General features: G+C 44.9%; 20 protein-coding genes. 17 read left to right on the top strand and 3 right to left on the bottom strand.

Translation table 11 applies throughout. The features are described 5' to 3' along the window. The first annotated feature begins 7 nt into the window (after positions 1-7). The 9 genes from DWX23_RS07605 (at position 8) to DWX23_RS07645 (ending at position 6,135) form a co-directional block, all read left to right on the top strand. Entirely contained in the window at positions 8-736 is a 729-nt protein-coding gene (locus DWX23_RS07605) for an SDR family NAD(P)-dependent oxidoreductase (protein WP_122374040.1), read from the top strand. Positions 737-743: 7 nt separating this feature from the next. Then, positions 744-1,631, top strand: coding sequence for a CDP-alcohol phosphatidyltransferase family protein (locus tag DWX23_RS07610; protein WP_122352929.1), 888 nt, complete (start codon positions 744-746; stop codon positions 1,629-1,631). Between the two features lie 7 nt (positions 1,632-1,638). Then, positions 1,639-2,466, top strand: a complete 828-nt coding sequence (locus DWX23_RS07615; RefSeq protein ID WP_122352930.1) for a lysophospholipid acyltransferase family protein — start codon at positions 1,639-1,641, stop codon at positions 2,464-2,466. 100 nt (positions 2,467-2,566) lie between these two features. After that, the gene (locus tag DWX23_RS07620) at positions 2,567-3,751 is read left to right on the top strand and encodes a sigma-54-dependent Fis family transcriptional regulator (RefSeq protein ID WP_122374170.1); all 1,185 of its coding nucleotides are present in this window, start codon (positions 2,567-2,569) and stop codon (positions 3,749-3,751) included. Between the two features lies 1 nt (position 3,752). Beyond that, positions 3,753-4,265 carry an LptE family protein gene (locus tag DWX23_RS07625; RefSeq protein WP_122352931.1) on the top strand — a complete coding sequence of 171 codons (513 nt, stop codon included), beginning with the start codon at positions 3,753-3,755 and terminating at the stop codon, positions 4,263-4,265. A 4-nt stretch (positions 4,266-4,269) separates the two neighbouring features. Beyond that, positions 4,270-5,040 carry a hypothetical protein gene (locus DWX23_RS07630; protein ID WP_122374041.1) on the top strand — a complete coding sequence of 257 codons (771 nt, stop codon included), beginning with the start codon at positions 4,270-4,272 and terminating at the stop codon, positions 5,038-5,040. A 7-nt stretch (positions 5,041-5,047) separates the two neighbouring features. Further along, entirely contained in the window at positions 5,048-5,428 is a 381-nt protein-coding gene (secG, locus tag DWX23_RS07635) for a preprotein translocase subunit SecG (RefSeq protein ID WP_122352933.1), read from the top strand. A gap of 168 nt (positions 5,429-5,596) precedes the next feature. Next, entirely contained in the window at positions 5,597-5,902 is a 306-nt protein-coding gene (locus tag DWX23_RS07640; RefSeq protein ID WP_010802445.1) for a DUF4491 family protein, read from the top strand. A 32-nt stretch (positions 5,903-5,934) separates the two neighbouring features. Continuing rightward, positions 5,935-6,135 carry a hypothetical protein gene (locus DWX23_RS07645; RefSeq protein ID WP_122352934.1) on the top strand — a complete coding sequence of 67 codons (201 nt, stop codon included), beginning with the start codon at positions 5,935-5,937 and terminating at the stop codon, positions 6,133-6,135. 7 nt (positions 6,136-6,142) lie between these two features. On the opposite strand, the gene DWX23_RS07650 is transcribed toward DWX23_RS07645, so the two are convergent. Continuing rightward, positions 6,143-7,696, bottom strand: coding sequence for a M28 family metallopeptidase (locus DWX23_RS07650; RefSeq protein ID WP_122374042.1), 1,554 nt, complete (start codon positions 7,694-7,696; stop codon positions 6,143-6,145). A gap of 160 nt (positions 7,697-7,856) precedes the next feature. Between DWX23_RS07650 and DWX23_RS07655 the strand changes: the two genes are divergently transcribed. The 4 genes from DWX23_RS07655 to DWX23_RS07670 are packed head-to-tail and all read left to right on the top strand — an operon-like array spanning position 7,857 to position 13,760. Further along, on the top strand, positions 7,857-8,195 hold the full coding sequence (locus tag DWX23_RS07655; protein ID WP_221267787.1) for a hypothetical protein: 339 nt from the start codon (positions 7,857-7,859) through the stop codon (positions 8,193-8,195). A gap of 46 nt (positions 8,196-8,241) precedes the next feature. Next, a complete protein-coding gene (locus DWX23_RS07660) occupies positions 8,242-9,351 on the top strand; it encodes an efflux RND transporter periplasmic adaptor subunit (protein ID WP_122374044.1) in 1,110 nt (369 codons plus the stop codon). Between the two features lie 5 nt (positions 9,352-9,356). Next, positions 9,357-12,467, top strand: a complete 3,111-nt coding sequence (locus DWX23_RS07665; protein WP_122374045.1) for an efflux RND transporter permease subunit — start codon at positions 9,357-9,359, stop codon at positions 12,465-12,467. Between the two features lie 36 nt (positions 12,468-12,503). Beyond that, positions 12,504-13,760, top strand: coding sequence for a TolC family protein (locus tag DWX23_RS07670; RefSeq protein WP_122374046.1), 1,257 nt, complete (start codon positions 12,504-12,506; stop codon positions 13,758-13,760). A 52-nt stretch (positions 13,761-13,812) separates the two neighbouring features. Here DWX23_RS07670 and DWX23_RS07675 read toward each other — a convergent pair whose 3' ends face one another. After that, a complete protein-coding gene (locus DWX23_RS07675) occupies positions 13,813-14,124 on the bottom strand; it encodes a type II toxin-antitoxin system RelE/ParE family toxin (protein ID WP_122360620.1) in 312 nt (103 codons plus the stop codon). Beyond that, positions 14,121-14,381, bottom strand: coding sequence for a hypothetical protein (locus tag DWX23_RS07680; RefSeq protein WP_122374047.1), 261 nt, complete (start codon positions 14,379-14,381; stop codon positions 14,121-14,123). Before DWX23_RS07680 ends, DWX23_RS07675 begins: the two co-directional genes overlap by 4 nt. A gap of 90 nt (positions 14,382-14,471) precedes the next feature. Between DWX23_RS07680 and DWX23_RS07685 the strand changes: the two genes are divergently transcribed. Genes DWX23_RS07685 through DWX23_RS07700 form a run of 4 tightly spaced genes read left to right on the top strand, consistent with a single transcriptional unit; the run spans position 14,472 to position 17,791 of the window. Next, positions 14,472-15,248, top strand: a complete 777-nt coding sequence (locus tag DWX23_RS07685) for an EFR1 family ferrodoxin (protein WP_122374048.1) — start codon at positions 14,472-14,474, stop codon at positions 15,246-15,248. Positions 15,249-15,259: 11 nt separating this feature from the next. Then, positions 15,260-16,243 carry a TlpA disulfide reductase family protein gene (locus tag DWX23_RS07690; protein ID WP_122374049.1) on the top strand — a complete coding sequence of 328 codons (984 nt, stop codon included), beginning with the start codon at positions 15,260-15,262 and terminating at the stop codon, positions 16,241-16,243. 2 nt (positions 16,244-16,245) lie between these two features. Continuing rightward, positions 16,246-16,872, top strand: coding sequence for a hypothetical protein (locus tag DWX23_RS07695; protein ID WP_122374050.1), 627 nt, complete (start codon positions 16,246-16,248; stop codon positions 16,870-16,872). Between the two features lie 49 nt (positions 16,873-16,921). Further along, on the top strand, positions 16,922-17,791 hold the full coding sequence (locus DWX23_RS07700) for a TIGR01777 family oxidoreductase (RefSeq protein WP_233564292.1): 870 nt from the start codon (positions 16,922-16,924) through the stop codon (positions 17,789-17,791). The last annotated feature ends 134 nt before the right edge of the window (positions 17,792-17,925 follow it).

The following is a 17,925-nucleotide window of genomic DNA, read 5'->3' on the forward strand; positions in this document are numbered from 1 at the left end:
AGAACTCATGGAAAAGTGTGCTTTAATTACCGGTGGTACGAAGGGTATAGGTAAAGCGGTGGCTTTCTGTCTGGGAAAAGCCGGGTATGACCTTGTGCTTACTTATGCCTCTGATCCGGAAAAAGCCGAACAAACACAAGACTGTTTGCGGCAGCAATTCGGGATCAATGTGTCTGTACTACAGGCTGATATAACAAAGAAAGAATCCATTGATAAAATAGATGCTTATTTGCGGGAGAATAATTTGCTGTTGGATGCTGTTGTCTTTAATGCAGGACTGACTTGTCGCGATTCATTTGAAGACTTGTCGCTTGCAGATTGGGAACGGGTCTTTTTTGCGAATGTACATTTCCCTGTATTCTTATTACAACGTATTGTTCAATTGATCAATAAAGGGGGCAGTGTGGTCTTTACCGGTTCTTTGATGGGTATTCAGCCGCATTCGGTTTCTCTGGCTTACGGGGTAACCAAAAGTGCTGTGCATGCTTTGGTAAAGAATATGGTCAAATTCCTGACACCTTATGAGTTGCGTGTGAACGCAGTTGCTCCCGGGTTTGTCGATACCGAATGGCAGAAGACTAAACCGGCCGAGATACGGAGGAATATAGAGAACAAGGTTGCTTTAGGACGTTTTTGTGATCCGGAAGAGTTGGCCGAAGTGTATAAGATGTTAATAGAAAATAGTTATTTTAATGGCGAAGTGGTCGTTGTAGACGGCGGATATTCGTATAAATAATAGATCGATGAGTAATTTGGATAAAGAATACGAAGCATCACTGAAATCGATAGAAACAGAAAATGTGGTTGACCGGGCGTTTTATCGTCCGATCGGTTTCCGTATCGCTCGTATGTTGCGTGGCACGGGTATTACCCCGAATATGGTGACGGTCATTTCCATATTTGTAGGAGCGGCCGTCGGTTTCATGTTTTATCATGATAATCTGGTTTATAATATCTGTGGTATTTTATTATTGATTTTTGCTAATATACTCGACTGCGTAGACGGTCAACTGGCACGTCTGACCGGCATTAAGTCTGCTATCGGGCGAATACTTGACGGATTTGCCGGTGATATCTGGTTTGCTTCTATCTATGTCGGTTTTGCTCTCCGTTTATCTCACGAATATGGTACTTACTGGTTTTTCGCTTTAGCCGTTATTTCCGGCTTATCCCATCTGGTACAGGCGAATATAACCGATTATTATAAAACATTACACCTTTATTTCATCAGTAAGGATAAGGGGGCAGAATTCCAGTCTCTGGAGCAGGTGATAGCCCGTCATAAAGAGATGAAACTGGGTATCAATAAAACATTTTATTTTCTTTACAGGGGATATACTCTACTTCAGGTGAAAGCCACTCCTTCTTTGCAGCGTATGTTACAGAGTCTTCATGCCAAATACGGGGATGATATTCCGGAAAATGTACGGGTTGCTTTTCGTAAACAAAGTCGTGACTTAATGCGTTATATAGATCTGCTGACATTTAACGGACGTACGATCGTTATGTTTATCGTTGTGTTGGTAGGTGAGGTCTGGGTTTATTTCCTGTATGAAATAATCGTATTGAATTTTGTATTGCTCATGTCGATGCGCAAACACGAAAAAATGTGCGCATCGTTTATTGAATAAATAGAATATGAAAAAGAGCGTAGTAGACATTAATGATTTGCAGGAAGCTGCCCCGTTCTTCAGAAGCCGTATAGGCACCTTCCTTGGCAAATTACTGATTAAATGGTTAAGTGTTGACAAGGTAAATAAGGTACATGCCAATAACTGCCATTTGCGTGGATCAGCGTTTACTACTGCATTACTGAATGACCCCCTGATCGATATCAAGTATAAATTGCATAATGCGGAAATATTGGATCATTTGCCAGAAGGGGCATTTATAACAATATCGAATCATCCGATAGGTTCGGTCGATGGTATTATACTGATCGATATCATGGCAGCCCGTCGTCCGGACTTTAAAGTTATGGTGAACGAGATCCTGGTAAAGATCGGTGCCATGAAGGATAATTTTGTTTCAGTCCTGCCCGATTCTACCGGCAATGGTCCGAACCCGGCCAATATAAATGGCGTACGCTATTCTTTGCAACGCCTGAAAGAAGGGCATCCGATGGGGTTCTTTCCGGCTGGGGCGATTTCTTTTTATAATAAGGAAGACAAGGGAATCCATGATCTTCCCTGGACACACAGCGTGATCCGTCTGATCCGCAAAGCTAATGTTCCGATATATCCCGTTTATTTTGATTTTTTAAATTCCCGATTCTTTTACTGGTTGGGTAGTATCAGTTGGAAGATACGTACTCTGCGTATTCCTGCCGAGGCTTTTAACAAACGGGGGAAAACAGTTGATGTGTATGTAGGTGAACCTATTTCGCCTGACGAAATAAAGAATTTTACGGATGATACGGCACTGGCTGAATTTCTATTCAACCGTACTTATGGTGCTAAAAAATAAGAATCCGCTGATAGAATCCACTCTTGATAGCTGGAATTTGAATTAAGATTTGTAATTTTGGCAGACAAACTGAAATAATTACAGATATTCAATAGATATGATGATTAAGGTTGACGTCCAGCAAATAAAACAGCGTTTTGGAATTATAGGAAATAGCCCTGGCCTGAATAGGGCAATCGATGTCGCTCTCCAGGTGGCTCCGACTGATTTGTCTGTGCTTATTACGGGAGAAAGTGGTGTCGGTAAAGAAACTTTTCCTCAGATCATACATCAGAATAGTCCGCGTAAACATGGTCAGTATATAGCCGTGAACTGTGGGGCTATTCCGGAAGGTACCATAGACTCCGAATTGTTCGGACATGAAAAAGGATCTTTTACCGGAGCGTTGGCAGACCGGAAGGGTTATTTTGAAGTAGCCGACGGAGGAACTATTTTTCTGGATGAAGTAGGGGAACTGCCTACTCCGACGCAAGCCCGTTTGTTGCGTGTTCTCGAGACCGGCGAATTTATTAAGGTCGGTTCTTCGAAAGTGCTGAAAACCAATGTGAGGATTGTCGCTGCAACTAATGTGAACCTGGTGCAGGCTGTGGCAGACGGGAAATTCCGTGAAGATCTGTATTATCGTTTGAATACGGTACCTATCCAGATACCGCCGCTGCGCGAACGTCCGGAGGATATCATCCTGCTGTTCCGTAAATTCGCAGGAGACTGTGCCGAGAAATATCGAATGCCGCCGATCCGGTTGGATGACGAGGCACGCCAGTTGCTGACCTCTTACCGCTGGCCGGGAAACGTTCGCGAGTTGAAGAATATAACGGAACGTATTTCTGTGATCGAGGAAAACCGTGATATTACAGCCAGCGTGCTGCGTTTGTATCTTCCGGATCTGAATGTGGAAAAATATCCGGTACTGGTCAAGAAACAGGAGAGTGACCAGAAGTTTTTCAACAGTGAACGCGAGATACTTTACCAGGTACTTTTCGATATGAAGAATGATGTCAATGAACTGAAAAAGTTGGTTCACGATATCATGGGAGGAAAAATGCCTATGCCGGTAGCCGACGAGACTACTTATGCACATCCGATCCATCCGGTACATTCGGCACCGATCCAGGAAGCGGAAGCGGTAGAGGAAGAAGAGACACTTTCGTTGGAAGATGTTGAGAAAGATATGATCCGTAAGGCGTTGGAGAAACATAACGGACGCCGGAAGAATGCGGCGGCCGACCTGAAAATATCAGAACGTACTCTTTACAGAAAGATTAAAGAATATAATTTGGAATAATATGTTGAAAAAGAATGTGATCTGGCTCTGTCTGATGATAGGGGTAATAGTAACGGCTTGTTCTATTTCCTATAAGTTCAACGGAGCTTCGATTGACTATACGAAAGTAAAAACAATTACTGTCAAGGATTTCCCGAACCAGGCTCCTTTGGTGTATCCTCCGTTATCGCAGGAGTTTACCGAAGCGTTGAAGGATATTTATATCCGTCAGACCCGCCTTCAGATGGTCAATAACAATGGTGATCTGGATCTGGAAGGTGAAATTACCGGTTATGAACTGACTCCGATGGCTGTCAAGGAAGATGCCTGGTCATCCCAGACGAAGTTGACGATCACTGTGCGTGTCCGATATTCTAACCGGACAAATCCGGAGGAAGATTTCGAACAGAGCTTTTCGGCTTATCGCGAGTTCGATGCGACCCGGATGTTGCAGGATGTACAGGCTGAGTTATGTACGGAGATTGTCGATGAGTTGACGGATCAGATTTATAATGCAACCGTAGCCAATTGGTAAAATTATGAAAGCTGCAGACTTATATCTATTGATAGAAGATCCCTCTCTGTTGACGAAGGAGACACTTTCCCCGTTGCGTCAGATAGTGGATGAATATCCCTATTTTCATATAGCCCGGATGCTTTACCTGAAGAATCTGGCTGTATTGAACGATATACGTTTTGCCGCAGAATTGAAAAGGATGGCAGTTTATATACCGGATAGAAGAAAATTATTTACATTGATCGAAGGAGAACGTTATGGCATGGCGTTTAGAACAGCATCGGATAAGGAAGAGACTTCCGCTGCGGATTCTTTCTCTTTAATAGAAGCCTTTCTGGCTGATCGTGAGAGCGAGGGGGAACAACAACCGGCAGATGAGAGTTTATTGTTTCAACCATCCGTATCGTCGGATTATATTTATTGGTCGTTATCCAAAGATGAGACACCGGTGGAAGAGGAGCCGACTGCCAGACTTCAGCATCATGATCTGATCGATTCTTTCATTAAAAACGACGAACAACGAGCACCGGGTAGCGGTTTGTCACTAACTCTGCAGTCGGATGATCTCTCTTCCCTGACTCCGTTGAAAGAAGAGGAGAGTGAGCAACCTCGTTCGTTGGACGATGATTCTTATTTTACCGAGACTTTAGCCCATATTTATGTTAAACAGAAACGGTATGAGAAGGCATTGCAAATTATTAAAAACTTATATTTGAATTATCCAGAAAAAAATGCTTACTTTGCAGACCAAATTAGATTTTTGGAAAAATTGATTATTAACACTAAAAAATAAAACTAAAATGTACGTATTTATTTCTATTCTAATCCTGATCGCTTCAATACTTCTGATCCTGATAGTATTGATCCAGAACTCAAAGGGGGGAGGTCTGGCTTCGGGATTCTCTTCATCTAACCAAATTATGGGTGTACGTAAAACCACAGACTTTTTGGAAAAAGCAACATGGGGCCTGGCAGGTTTTGTTATTGTATGTAGTATCGTTATTACAGCATTTATTCCCAGAGCAACAACTACTACGCAATCTGAAATCAAAAAACAGGTAAATGAAGCTGTTACAATCGACCCGAATACGGTAGCTCCTAATTTCGGAACAGCACAGCCATCGGCTAATGCTCCGGCTGAAGAAGAAACTCCGGCAGAAGCTCCTGCCCAGGCTCAATAAGATTTTATTGTATAGCAATATATGCAAAAAGGCATTCCTTTCCGGGAGTGCCTTTTTTGTTTTAATTATTGTCCGATAAATACAATTTATCAGGACGAGTATTTAATTTTTGTATCTTTGTCTAAACAGACAAACCGACCTGTCTGTTTTATATTAAACAATACAAATATGGAGATGATAAATTTTGACGGGCTACTGATTGGGATCGTTACTTTTCTGATAATCGGATTATTTCATCCGATAGTTGTTAAAGCGGAATACTATTGGGGAACCAAATGCTGGTGGATATTCCTTCTTTTAGGAATTGCCGGAACGGTTGCTTCCTTATTGATCGAAAGTGTTTTTGTATCTGCTATCTGCGGGGTATTTGCTTTCTCTTCGTTCTGGACGATCAAGGAAGTGTTCGAACAAGAGGAGCGTGTATTGAAAGGATGGTTCCCTAAAAATCCGAAGAGACAATATCCGGAAAAATAATTGTATCTTTGTAGCCGTAAAAGAATACAGCTATGAAGAAGAAAAAGAAAGTCTCTCCGCTGGACGAGTACATCAAGGCGAACCGTAAAGGAAGCCGCGAAGCGGAACTGGAGAATCACGGACGTCCGGTCAGTCATAACCGGGTGCATGTATCGAAAAAGGTTTATAACCGTAAAAGAGATAAGGCAGATGCCCAGGGGCGTCTGCCTTACTTGTTTAACAGGGTTGCTTGATTTTCTTTTATTCTTCTTTAATATATAATCCTTCGCGTGACAATTGATGGTCGAGGTTAGCTACTCCCAGTCCGACGATAGCCATAACAGTCGCTGCATGTTCCTGGTATTCAGGAATGCTCTTAGTGTATAAGTCACGTTCCGTATGCCATATTTCATCGTAGCTGAAGTTGTACCCTTTTATATCCTTTTCCATAAAGCCTATGGTCGGAACACCTTCGATAGCGAAGACTGAAGCATCCGTACCACCCGGTGTTTTCGGTTGTTTGCGAGGAGCTGCTTCTTTGATTTCGAACGGATATTCCGGATTGATCTTTTGGATAGGTTCGCATATCTTTACAAAATCATCATACATAGCCTTGGGTACACTGATTCCTACCGGAGGAGTAGGGCCTCCATCACGGTTGAAGAGATTCGATATTTTTTCCAGTTTCTTCGGATTCCCTTTCACCCAGGCTGTAGCACCCAGCAGACCAAATTCTTCACCGGCAAAGGCACAGAATAGCATGGTACGTTTGGGTTTGGCTCCGGATGTTGCGATCAAGCGGGCTGCTTCCATAACAGGGGTAACGCCCGAACCGTCATCCACACCACCTGTTCCCACATCAAAAGAGTCGAGGTGGCCGCTTAACATAACATATTCTCCGGGATATTTGCTTCCTTTGATGGAACCTATTACATTGTAATATTTTACCGGTCCCAGACGGAAATGGTTACGTATATCGAATTCGAGCATGAAAGAACGGCGTTCTTTTACCATCTGTTTAATGGTGGCATATTGATGTTCATCCAGCTTAATATCGGGAACTGTCGGGAGTTTTTCTATTGTCATTTCCTGATCGAATACGACGTTCTTATCATAAAGTGCACGGAGTGGAACAGGGGCCGATTGGATAAAGCCTAAGACACCAGCTTCGCACATCTCTTTGTAGAAAAGAGCGGGCTCTTCTTCGTTGAGAGGTAGCAATGAGGTGTTCTTTTTATTTTCCCAATTATCTCTCATAATCTCCTGGTTCTTTTGAGCAATTGTGTTGTTTTCTGCAATGGTACCGGCACGCTGATAGTCGGCTACTTCCGAGGTGTTGATAGGCCAGCCGTTACTTTTACCGTTTACCAATACCCAGGCACCTTTCAACTGGCCTTTCATCCGGTCGAACTCAGCTTGTGTAAGAGGTTCCATCAAGACGTGTCCCCGTTGGAGACCTTTTGTGCCGGAGGTGTAGGAGGGGGTAACAAAGTGTAGATCCATGCCGTTCTCGCCGAGTAGCTTGCCGAACCACGGTCCGCGGTTGAAGCCTATCGGCAGCGTGCCAGCTTCCTGCAGTTCAACTTCCAGTCCCCATTCTTTGAACTTGGAGGCTACCCATTCGGTGGCGTTGTCGTACGCATCGGAGCCGATCGGGCGTCCGCCGAAACGGTTGGTCAGAATATCCAGATGGTTCATGACCCGGTTGTCCGTTCGTGCGGTTTCTATGATTTTGTTTACGGTGGCATCCTGTGCCGGAAGAGATGATATGGTCATACAGGCCATGGTCGCAAAGAGAAGTATAGTCCTTTTCATATCAGTGTTTGTTTTAAGTATTACAAATTAATGGATAAAATCAACGTGTACCAAATGAAATACGGGAAATAATAACAGAATCGTTACACATTTGTAAAAGTATTACCAAAATAAATAGATACCTTTGTAACCAAATCGGGAGCGTGTGAAATCAATCTGTATGGCTATAGCGAAATATCTGCTGGTAGTACTCTTTATGAGTTACTATGTAGGTGGTACTGCGTTTACCCATACCCATTATTTCCCGACCTATTCTATTACCCATTCCCATCCCTTCCTGCCGGGAGCGGACGGTTTGCCTCATCATACACATAGCTCGACTGCTTTCAATACGATCCAGGAATTGGATGATATTATGTTGGAAGCCGCTGCCTTGTGTTTTGCATTGGCAACAGCTTGGGTACTTCTTGCCGTGTTTATTCAACAACACAAGTATATAACCCCTGTACGTCTTGTACGTAACATCAATCTTCGTGCCCCTCCTTTCTGTATTAAATAATTTACCAGTAACGAAAAACAGAATTATTTAATACAAGAAAATCAATATGAAACAATTACTATTACTATTGCTTCCGGCAATGGTATTATGTTCCTGTAACCATAATAAACAGGACGATGAGGTTGCTATTGCTGTAACTTTGCATGGCGACACGATACAAATAGGGGATAAATCACCTATCTTATCCCGGTTGAAAACCGATGTTGTAAAGAAAGAATCTTACCGCCTGGAATTTACCACTTCCGGTGTCGTGAAGGCTATTCCGTCCAATTATGCGGAGATCGCTTCTCCTTTTGCCGGACGTATATCCAAATCATTCGTACGCCTGGGACAGAAGGTAATACCCGGAAGTCCGGTTTTTGAGATAAGTTCGCCGGATTTCTTTGAAACAGGGAAGGCATATTACCAGGCCAAGCAAGAGATGGAACTGGCTCTGAAAAGCCTGAAACGTGAAAAGGACCTGTTGCAGAACAAAGTCGGCGTACAGAAAGAATTGGAAGAGGCGGAAGTCAATTACGAACTGAAGAAGAAAGATTATGAGAATGCGGTAGCCGCCCTGAAGGTATTCCAGATAGAGCCGGACGAACTGGTGCTGGGACAACCTCTGATCGTTCGTTCACCGATAGCAGGCGAGATCGTGACCGACCGTATCGTGATCGGCCAGTATATCAAGGAAGATGCCGAACCGGTGGCGGTGATCGCTAACCTGAGTAAAGTATGGGTCGCTGCCCATGTGAAAGAAAAGGATATGGGGATGATACAGGCACTCGACAGTGTTGAAGTCCGTTTGCTGGCTATGCCTGACCAGCCGTTTTCAGGAAAGATCTATCATGTCAGTGAAATGCTGGACGAAGACACCCGTTCGGTAGAGGTTTTGATCGAATGTGATAACAGTTCGCGTCTGATGAAACCGGCTATGTATGGGACGGTCAAATTGTGCGACCGCAGTACGGAGGTAATCCGTATCCCGACTTCGGCTATTCTGCAGGAAGAGGAGAGTGCTTATGTCTTGCTTGCGATGGGCAATAATTGTTACCGGAAGCAGAAAGTTTCTACTTCTGTTACGGAAGACGGCAAGACGGTGATCCTTTCCGGACTGACACCCGGAGATTCGATTGTAAGTACGGGAGCTTTTTATTTACTTGATGCCCGGTAGATCCTATGAAAAAGATAATTTATATGGCGATACATCGGCGGGGCTTGATGTTCGTGTTATTCCTGTTTCTTGCCGTAGTAGGATATTATTCGTGGACGAACCTGGCGATTGACGCCTATCCGGATATTGCCGATACCACCGTACAGGTTGTAACACAGGTTCCCGGACTGGCTGCCGAAGAGATCGAGCAACAGATTAGTATCCCTATCGAGAGGGCGATGAACGGCATGCCAGGGCTGAATGTGATGCGAAGTAAGAATACCTTCGGACTGTCTACTGTCGTGCTGGTGTTCGACGACGGTATCGACGATTACTGGGCACGCCAGCGTGTGCAGGAACGTCTGGTCGATGTGGAACTACCTTACGATGCGGTTCCGGGATTGAACCCGTTGACTTCACCTACCGGCGAGATTTTCCGGTATGTACTGGAAAGTGACCGGCTGGATCTGCGTGAGCTGACCGACCTGCATAAGTGGGTGATCATTCCCCGTTTGAAACAAGTGACAGGGGTTGCCGATGTCAGTAACTATGGCGGTATTACTACACAGTATCAGATAGAAGTGAATCCGCATAAGATGGAACAATATAATGTGACATTGGGCGATATCACCGAGAAGATCGAAAAGAATAACGTAAATGCCGGCGGCAGCATGTTGAGTCGGGGCGACCTGAGTTACGTGATCCGTGGTATCGGTCTGGTAAAAGACCTAACAGACCTGGGGCGTATTGTTATCAAAACCGAGAATGGTATACCTGTCTATCTCAATGATCTGGGAACATTGAAGTACGGGAATCTGGAACGCAAGGGCGTACTGGGTTTCTTCGATGGTGTGCGTGATCATTCGGATGGTGTGGAAGGTATTGTTCAGATGCTTCGCGGCGAGAATCCGTCTAAGGTGCTGGAAGGTGTGCATCTGGCTGTGGACGAACTGAATAATGAGACCCTACCTGAAGGAACCCGCCTGCATGTCTTTATGGATCGTACGAATTTGGTTGATATGACCTTGCATACCGTATCCCACACACTGTTCGAGGGAATGGTGCTGGTGGTGTTGGTTCTGATCCTGTTTTTAGGGAATTGGCGTGGCGCTTTATTGGTAGCACTTACCATTCCGTTATCCTTGTTGATCGCCTTTATCCTGATGCACCTGACGGATATTCCTGCCAACCTGCTTTCGTTGGGTGCTATCGATTTCGGTATTTTGGTGGACGGAGCGATCGTGATGATGGAAACTATCCTGAAGAAGCGCGAACGGCATCCGGACGAGATACTGACTGAAGATTCCATCCTGCGCCGTACGACAGAAGTTGCCCGTCCGATCTTTTTCTCTACATTAATTATCATAACGGCTTATTTACCCCTGTTTGCTTTCGAACATATTGAAAAGAAACTGTTTACGCCGATGGCTTACACCGTAGGATATGCTTTGTTGGGTGCTCTGGCTGTCGCTTTGTTCCTGATACCGGGACTGGCTTTTTATGCTTATCGCAAACCGCGTAAGATATATCATAACCGCTGGCTGGAGAAGTTGGGAGAGATCTATCACAGACAGATCGTTGCTTTGCTGGATAAACCTAAGCGGGTATTACTGCCGTTATTGGTTATATTGGTAGCTGCCGGTGTCTTGAGTTATACGGTTGGAAAAGACTTCCTGCCGCCGCTTGACGAAGGAGCTATCTGGATTCAGGTGCAGTTACCTCCGGGTATTTCGATCGAGAAGTCGAAAGAGATGGGAGCGGAGTTGCGTAAAGCGGTGAAACAGTTTGATGAAGTCTCTTATGTAATGACTCAGGTAGGTCGTGATGATGAGGGAGCAGAGGCTTTCTCTCTTTCCCATATCGAATGCGGAGTAGGTCTGAAACCCTACGACACCTGGAAGTTCGGCAAGACAAAGGCAGACCTGATCGAGGAAATGTCGGAGACGTTGTCGACCATGCCCGGCTATACCGTCAGCTTCTCGCAACCGATCATCGATATGGTAATGGACCAGATAGCCGGTGCCCATAGCGACCTGGCAATCAAAGTCTATGGCGATGATATCACCGATACCCGCCATATAGCCGACAAAGTGGTAAATGTACTGCGTGCGATTCCCGGAGCTGCCGACGTTGCTATCGATCAGGAACCGCCGTTACCTCAGTTGCAAATAGTCGCCGACCGTGACCGTATCGCGCAATACGGACTGAACTTTTCCGATGTAGCCGATATGATCGAGCTGGCAATCGGAGGAAAGGCTATCTCACAGATATTTGTCGGAAGCAAAAGTTACGACGTGATCTGCCGTTTCGACGATGCCAGTCGTGATACGCCCGAAAGTATCGGTAATCTGTTGCTTACTAACGGGGCAGGAGCGAAGATACCGCTTTCGCAGGTGGCAGAGGTGAAAATGACAACCGGTGCCAGTACCATTTCCCGTGAAATGAATAAACGCCATCTGACTATCCATATCAACCTGCGTGGCGTTGACCTGACCGAGTTTCTGAATAAGGCGAACCGGCTGATCGATAAAGAGGTATCCTATAATCATGATACCGTTCATCTGCAATGGGCAGGGCAGTTCGAGAATCAGAACCGTGCCTATAAACGTCTGGCGGCAGTCGTGCCTCTGGCTTTAGGTATCATGCTGTTGCTGTTGTTTGCCGCCTGTGGAAAGTTCCGTCAGGCAGCTTTGATGATGTGCGTGGTTCCTTTGGCTCTTTTCGGCGGTATGTTGGCGTTGAATGTGCGGGGGATGACGCTGAATGTGTCTTCTGCCGTCGGTTTTATTGCGTTGATCGGTGTGGCGATTCAGAATGGTGTGATTATGATTTCCCATATCAATAACCTGCGTAGCCGCGACCGGGGTTTCAAGCAGTCCATTATTACCGGGGCGAAACACCGTTTCCGTCCGATCCTGATGACGGCAACGGTAGCTGTATTGGGATTGTTGCCAGCTTCCTTGAGTACGGGGATCGGTTCCGATGTGCAGCGTCCGTTGGCAACGGTGATTGTCTATGGGCTGCTGTTTGCGACCGTTATTACGCTTTATGTACTTCCTGCTTTGTATTATCTGGTGGAAAAGCACTATTTAGATGAAGATGCGGGAGCTGTTAATCCGGAAGAGCCGACAGCTTAAATAAATTAGAAATTGCAGATAAAAAGAATAAAAGATATGCGACAATATATTACTATGTGCCTGCTTGCCGGAAGTTTGGCAGGGAGTGCCCAGCAGATGGTTCCCCTCTCTTACCGCAATTATATGGAGAAGGTAACGGAAGGGAACCTGGAGTATGCAGCCGAACGTCTGAATATGGATGTTTCCGAAGCGGAGGTCGTTGCTTCGAAAGTCTTCAACGACCCGAACCTTTCCGTATCGTATTTCAATAATGAGAACGGAAGCTTGCAGATGGGAGAAGGAGTAGAGGTAGAACTGAGCAAAACGTTTTCTTTCGGGAAACGGGGAGCGAATATAGCCCTTGCCCGGAGTGAAAGTGAATTGACAAAGGCGCTCCTTGCCGATTACTTCCGCAACCTGCGTGCCGATGCTACGGTCTCTTATCTGGAGGCGTTGAAACAATATGAATTGTATAAGGTGAAGCAGAATGCTTATGAGAATATCCGCCAGTTGGCGGAAAGTGACAGTGTTCGTTTCACTTTAGGGAAGATCATGGAGATCGATGCTACGCAAAGCCGTCTGGAGGCTGGTATCCTGAAGAATGAATTATTGCAGGCGGAAACAGATTTGCATAACGCTTTCTCTAATCTGAACCTGCTGACCGGTTCGGTTGCCCGGGATACCTTATATATTCCGGAGGCTTCGCTGCATCTGTCATCCCGCGATTTTGTGCTTGCCGACCTGATCTCTACTGCTTCCATCAACCGTGCCGATCTGGTGGCTGCCCTGAAGAATAAGGAAGTAGCTGCCCGTGCCCTGAAAGTGACACGGCGGGAACGGAATACGGATGTAGACCTTTCCATCGCTGTAAGCAAGAATGCCCGGGTACATAATGAAGAAGCTCCGGCTCCTCCCTTTACGGGGGTGACGGCGGGGATCGCCATTCCTCTGAAGTTTTCCAACTTTAATAAAGGGGCGGTGCGTGCAGCCCGTTTCCGTGAACAGCAGGCGGAAACGCAGTATCAGCAGGCTTTATTACAGGTACAGACGGAAGTGATGCAGGCTTACCGCAGTTATCAGTCATTGACGGTGCAGGTCAGTCATTATGAGAATGGCATGCTTCATGCGGCCCAGGAAGTGATCGACGGCAAGATCTATAGCTATAACCGGGGAGAAGTCTCCCTGCTGGAGGTCCTGGATGCCCAACGGACTTATGATGATGTGCAGGCACAATATATAGAGACTTTGTTCAATTATTGTACAGCGCTTGTGGAGTTAGAGAAGAGTGCCGGGGTTTGGGATGTGGAGATGTAATAGGAAAAGCACAGTAAATAATCTGTATAAAGGATGTTTACTGTGCTTCTATCTATAAGGCTTGGGACAGTTTATCCGGATTTTGTCTGCAATCGAATATGGCAGCAATTCTGATATAATTATCCTTTTCCAGGCAATATACGATTTTATAATTACCTTCAATAAGCGAACGATATCCATGAGGATTAGTAAGTAATAAAGGTTCCTTAAATCCTAACAGGGGTTGTTCTTTCAGTCTTTTACTGCTTAGTCTGATTGCATCAGAAATTTTTTTGGCAGTACGTACTCCGTATCGCGTCTTATAAAAGTTGAATATTTCTGTGATTTGTTCTTTGGCGATAGGGTCCCATCTAAGCTTTTTCATTTAAGCGAATCCAAGTAGTTATCCATATCCTCTTCTTCGATAAACTTCCCGTGGCGGTAGTTCTCTTCAGATTCAGCAACAACCGATCTCATTTCATCAAGAGTCGGTGCCCAAGGATACGGTTTACTTTTAGATGCAACCTTTCTTTGCTGTAAAGCTTTTGCGTAATTCTCCAACTCTGTAAACTCCTCTTCACTCATCGAGAGGATGAACTCGGTGAAACATTGTTTCCGTAAATTTAATTCCGTTGTATTCATAATTGCTTGCTTTAGGTTTTCTTATCTGACAAAGATAAGGCATTAATTCTGAATTATATTTACATTTGTGACCAAATAAGAAATACACGTATGATATTTTACTTTTCAGGAACCGGGAACTCCCGTTGGGTTGCGAATGCTTTGGGCATCGCTTTGGGAGAGCCTGTTGTTTCGATAGCAGAGGAGTTAAAAACAGGTAAAAAGGAATTTGTCTGTCCGCTCAGGGAAGACGAGAAAGTGCTGTTCGTTTACCCGGTGCATTCCTGGGGACCAGCTGTTCCTGTAATTCGCTTTATCTCTGGTTTGAAGCTGACCGGATACGATAAACAACCGGTTTATTCTATCTCAACCTGTGGCGACGAATGTGGCTATACGGATGATATAATGCGGAAAGTTATGAAAAAGAAAGGTCTTATACTGACCGATAGTTACTCAGTCATTATGCCGAACAATTATATCCTGTTACCGGGTTTCGATGTCGATAGCAAAGAGGTGGAACAAGAGAAACTGAAAGACGCCCCTTCGGCTGTCGATACTATTGTTGCCGCTATTCGGGAAGGTAAAAACGTTAATTTATACAAGAAAGGAAGCCTGCCGGGACTGAAAAGCTACTGGATATATCCTCTTTTTACTAACTTTGCCATAGGGAAGAATTCTTTTCGGGTGACGGATGACTGTATCTCATGCGGCCTGTGTGAGCGGGTTTGTCCGACCGGAACGATCACGCTGACCGGCGGGAGACCTGTCTGGTCTGATACCTGTGTACAATGTGTCGCTTGTATCCATCGCTGTCCGGTTCGTGCCATCGAATATGGTAAGATTACCCTGAAGAAAGGAAGATATCATCATCCCGATACTAAACAATAAACAAAGCAAAAATGAAACAATTTGTAATGATGGTTATGGCGTTGTTCCTGTTGGCAAGCTGTCAGGAAACGCCCAAAGGTTATGTAATAAACGGAGTAGTGGAGAATATGCCTGATGGCAAGATCTATCTGAAATCCTTCCGTAATAAAATGTTCTTTGATGTGGATACAGCCGAGATTAAGGATGGTAAATTCACCTTCAAGGGTGAAGTAGACCAGCCTCTGTTGTATGGTCTGGCTACCGAGGATATGAATTATCCGGTACAACTTTTTGTTGAGAACACTACTATGGATGTAACGATCGGTAATGACGGTGAGACAATTATCGTTCAGAATTCTCCTGTTAATGTGATTTTCCAGGAGAACCAGAGCAAGGTCTTTGAGAACGGGTTCGATATCGATAGCCTGATCAGCAAATATCCTGACTCTCCGGCTGCAGTTTTCTATCTGTACCGTTACTTTACGTATCAGCTACCGCTGGATCAGTTGAAGGCTACTCGTTCCAAAATCTCTCCGGCTTTGGCTAACTGTCCTTATGTGAAGGATCTGGATGGCATCATCGGTCAATTGGAAAACGTACAGATCGGTAAGACGGCACCTGAGTTCTCTTTACCGGATACGGCTGGAGTAGCTGTTTCCTTGTCCGACTTCCGTGGTAAATATGTTTTGTTGGACTTCTGGGCATCCTGGTGTCCTCCTTGCCGTCGCGAGAATCCGAATGTCGTGAAAGCATTCCAGGATTACAAGGATAAGAACTTCACGATCATCGGTATTTCCCTGGATAATAATAAAGATAAATGGCTGAAGGCCATCGCTGATGATAACCTGACCTGGACACATGTATCCGACCTGAAATACTGGGATTCGGAAATACCGGCCTTGTATGGTGTCCGTGGCATTCCGGCTAATGTTTTGCTGGATCCTGACGGTGTGATCATTGCCAAGAATATCACAGGTGAAGAATTGCATAATACTTTAAAAGATGTAATCAAATAAGCATGAAACGAAATCTGCTTATATCCTTTTTCTGCCTTCTCTGCCTGTGGGTTTCCGCTGCGGAGAAGGTTGATTTTGATAAAGCCGTCCGTACGGCTGTCGAACGGCAGATGCAGGCTTATCCGAAATCGACGCTGAAAGATCTGTATAAGAATTTCTTTCAGGATAAGTTCGGTCCCGGACATATTATCAGCGATACGACTGCTGCCGGAAATTATTTGCGCCGTGAAATGGCTTCTTATACGGAAACAGAAGGTGAACTGGCAGAGTCGACCGGTTGGGAAGGCAACTTCTACCGGGTAAACCTGTCCGTCATAAAGAACGGGCAAATTCCTTACCAGACCTTTTTTGATGCATTTATCCGTAGTGTGAACGGAATCCGGCCTGTGACCGTTGCCGAATGGCAAAAAGAATGGAACCGGATTGAAGCAATTATCCGTTCGATGGAGCTTACCTTACCGGACTATGAAAGTGATAGGAAAGAGATCGACGACCGTTTGAACCGGGGTGAATATGTCGGTCATCACAGTAAAGTGTTCGAAGAGACTTACTCTCCGCATTACCGTATCATCAGTAAAGATATTTTTGAACAAGAATTACAACCTTTAATACAATTGTCATCCAATTAGTTACAACAAACAATCAATCCTTCTTGTTTTATTATTGAATAATAAATAGATGAAGAAGGAGATGAGAATTGCAATCAGCGGTAATTCAGGTTTTATAGGACGGCATCTGACAGAGTTTTTATCTGCCGGAGGAAATGTTGTTGTCCCTTTGAAACATTCGATGTTCCGTTCGAGGTCGGATGAGAAACTGAGGCAGGCACTGACCGGATGCAATGTCGTAATCAACCTGGCGGGAGCTACTATCAACCAGCGCTGGACCCGGAAAGCCAAGCGTAAAATACTGAACAGCCGTATCCATACGACCCGGCGATTGGTTTCGATCATCAATGGGATGGAGGTGAAGCCGGAAGTGTTCATCTCTGCTTCTGCCGTCGGTATTTATCCGGATAAGGGTATTTATTCGGAGAGCAGTACGTCGGAAGGAACGGGTTTCCTGGCTGATGTCTGTATCCGTTGGGAAGATGAGGCGCAGAAGCTGTCGAGAGATATCCGGCTGGTTATTGCACGTTTCGGGGTTGTCCTGGCAAAAGACGGAGGCGCGTTGCCTAAGATGTTGTTGCCGTTCCGTTTCTTTGTCGGCGGAAAGATTGCTTCCGGAAAACAAGGGTTCTCCTGGATACATATAGAAGATGTTTTGCATGCCATTCAGTTTATTATCGATCATAAGGACTTGTCGGGAATCGTGAATCTCGTTGCTCCCCAACCTTTGACAAACCGGGCTTTTACAAAAGTTACTGCCGAGGTGATGCATCGTCCGGCATGGTTGACTATTCCCCGGAAAGTTTTCCAATATGTATATGGGGAAGGTGCGGAGGTGGTCACCAAAGGACAGCAGGCTTATCCTGCCCGGCTACTTTCTGCCGGGTATATATTCCGTTATTCGGATATACGGCTGGCTTTATATAGTTTCATGATGTGATCTTAAACATATCAACAAAAGTTTTTCACAATAAATCCTTCATTCCTTCATCTGCTACGTAATTTGCTGATTGTTAATCTTTATAGATGAAGGTATTTAATTAAGATGAAGGATACTTCCTTTATTTTTGATTT

This window comes from Parabacteroides sp. AF18-52 (genome assembly GCF_003479145.1).
GTDB lineage: Bacteria > Bacteroidota > Bacteroidia > Bacteroidales > Tannerellaceae > Parabacteroides > Parabacteroides faecis.

Coding starts and splice junctions, on each gene's coding strand:
- DWX23_RS07690 (WP_122374049.1), top strand. CDS start 15,260: ATGAAACAATTTGTAATGATGGTTATGGCGTTGTTCCTGTTGGCAAGC.
- DWX23_RS07605 (WP_122374040.1), top strand. CDS start 8: ATGGAAAAGTGTGCTTTAATTACCGGTGGTACGAAGGGTATAGGTAAA.
- DWX23_RS07615 (WP_122352930.1), top strand. CDS start 1,639: ATGAAAAAGAGCGTAGTAGACATTAATGATTTGCAGGAAGCTGCCCCG.
- DWX23_RS07610 (WP_122352929.1), top strand. CDS start 744: ATGAGTAATTTGGATAAAGAATACGAAGCATCACTGAAATCGATAGAA.
- DWX23_RS07650 (WP_122374042.1), bottom strand. CDS start 7,696: ATGAAAAGGACTATACTTCTCTTTGCGACCATGGCCTGTATGACCATA.
- DWX23_RS07670 (WP_122374046.1), top strand. CDS start 12,504: ATGCGACAATATATTACTATGTGCCTGCTTGCCGGAAGTTTGGCAGGG.
- DWX23_RS07630 (WP_122374041.1), top strand. CDS start 4,270: ATGAAAGCTGCAGACTTATATCTATTGATAGAAGATCCCTCTCTGTTG.
- DWX23_RS07680 (WP_122374047.1), bottom strand. CDS start 14,381: ATGAATACAACGGAATTAAATTTACGGAAACAATGTTTCACCGAGTTC.
- DWX23_RS07695 (WP_122374050.1), top strand. CDS start 16,246: ATGAAACGAAATCTGCTTATATCCTTTTTCTGCCTTCTCTGCCTGTGG.
- secG (WP_122352933.1), top strand. CDS start 5,048: ATGTACGTATTTATTTCTATTCTAATCCTGATCGCTTCAATACTTCTG.
- DWX23_RS07665 (WP_122374045.1), top strand. CDS start 9,357: ATGAAAAAGATAATTTATATGGCGATACATCGGCGGGGCTTGATGTTC.
- DWX23_RS07640 (WP_010802445.1), top strand. CDS start 5,597: ATGGAGATGATAAATTTTGACGGGCTACTGATTGGGATCGTTACTTTT.
- DWX23_RS07675 (WP_122360620.1), bottom strand. CDS start 14,124: ATGAAAAAGCTTAGATGGGACCCTATCGCCAAAGAACAAATCACAGAA.
- DWX23_RS07685 (WP_122374048.1), top strand. CDS start 14,472: ATGATATTTTACTTTTCAGGAACCGGGAACTCCCGTTGGGTTGCGAAT.
- DWX23_RS07645 (WP_122352934.1), top strand. CDS start 5,935: ATGAAGAAGAAAAAGAAAGTCTCTCCGCTGGACGAGTACATCAAGGCG.
- DWX23_RS07625 (WP_122352931.1), top strand. CDS start 3,753: ATGTTGAAAAAGAATGTGATCTGGCTCTGTCTGATGATAGGGGTAATA.
- DWX23_RS07700 (WP_233564292.1), top strand. CDS start 16,922: ATGAAGAAGGAGATGAGAATTGCAATCAGCGGTAATTCAGGTTTTATA.
- DWX23_RS07655 (WP_221267787.1), top strand. CDS start 7,857: ATGGCTATAGCGAAATATCTGCTGGTAGTACTCTTTATGAGTTACTAT.
- DWX23_RS07620 (WP_122374170.1), top strand. CDS start 2,567: ATGATTAAGGTTGACGTCCAGCAAATAAAACAGCGTTTTGGAATTATA.
- DWX23_RS07660 (WP_122374044.1), top strand. CDS start 8,242: ATGAAACAATTACTATTACTATTGCTTCCGGCAATGGTATTATGTTCC.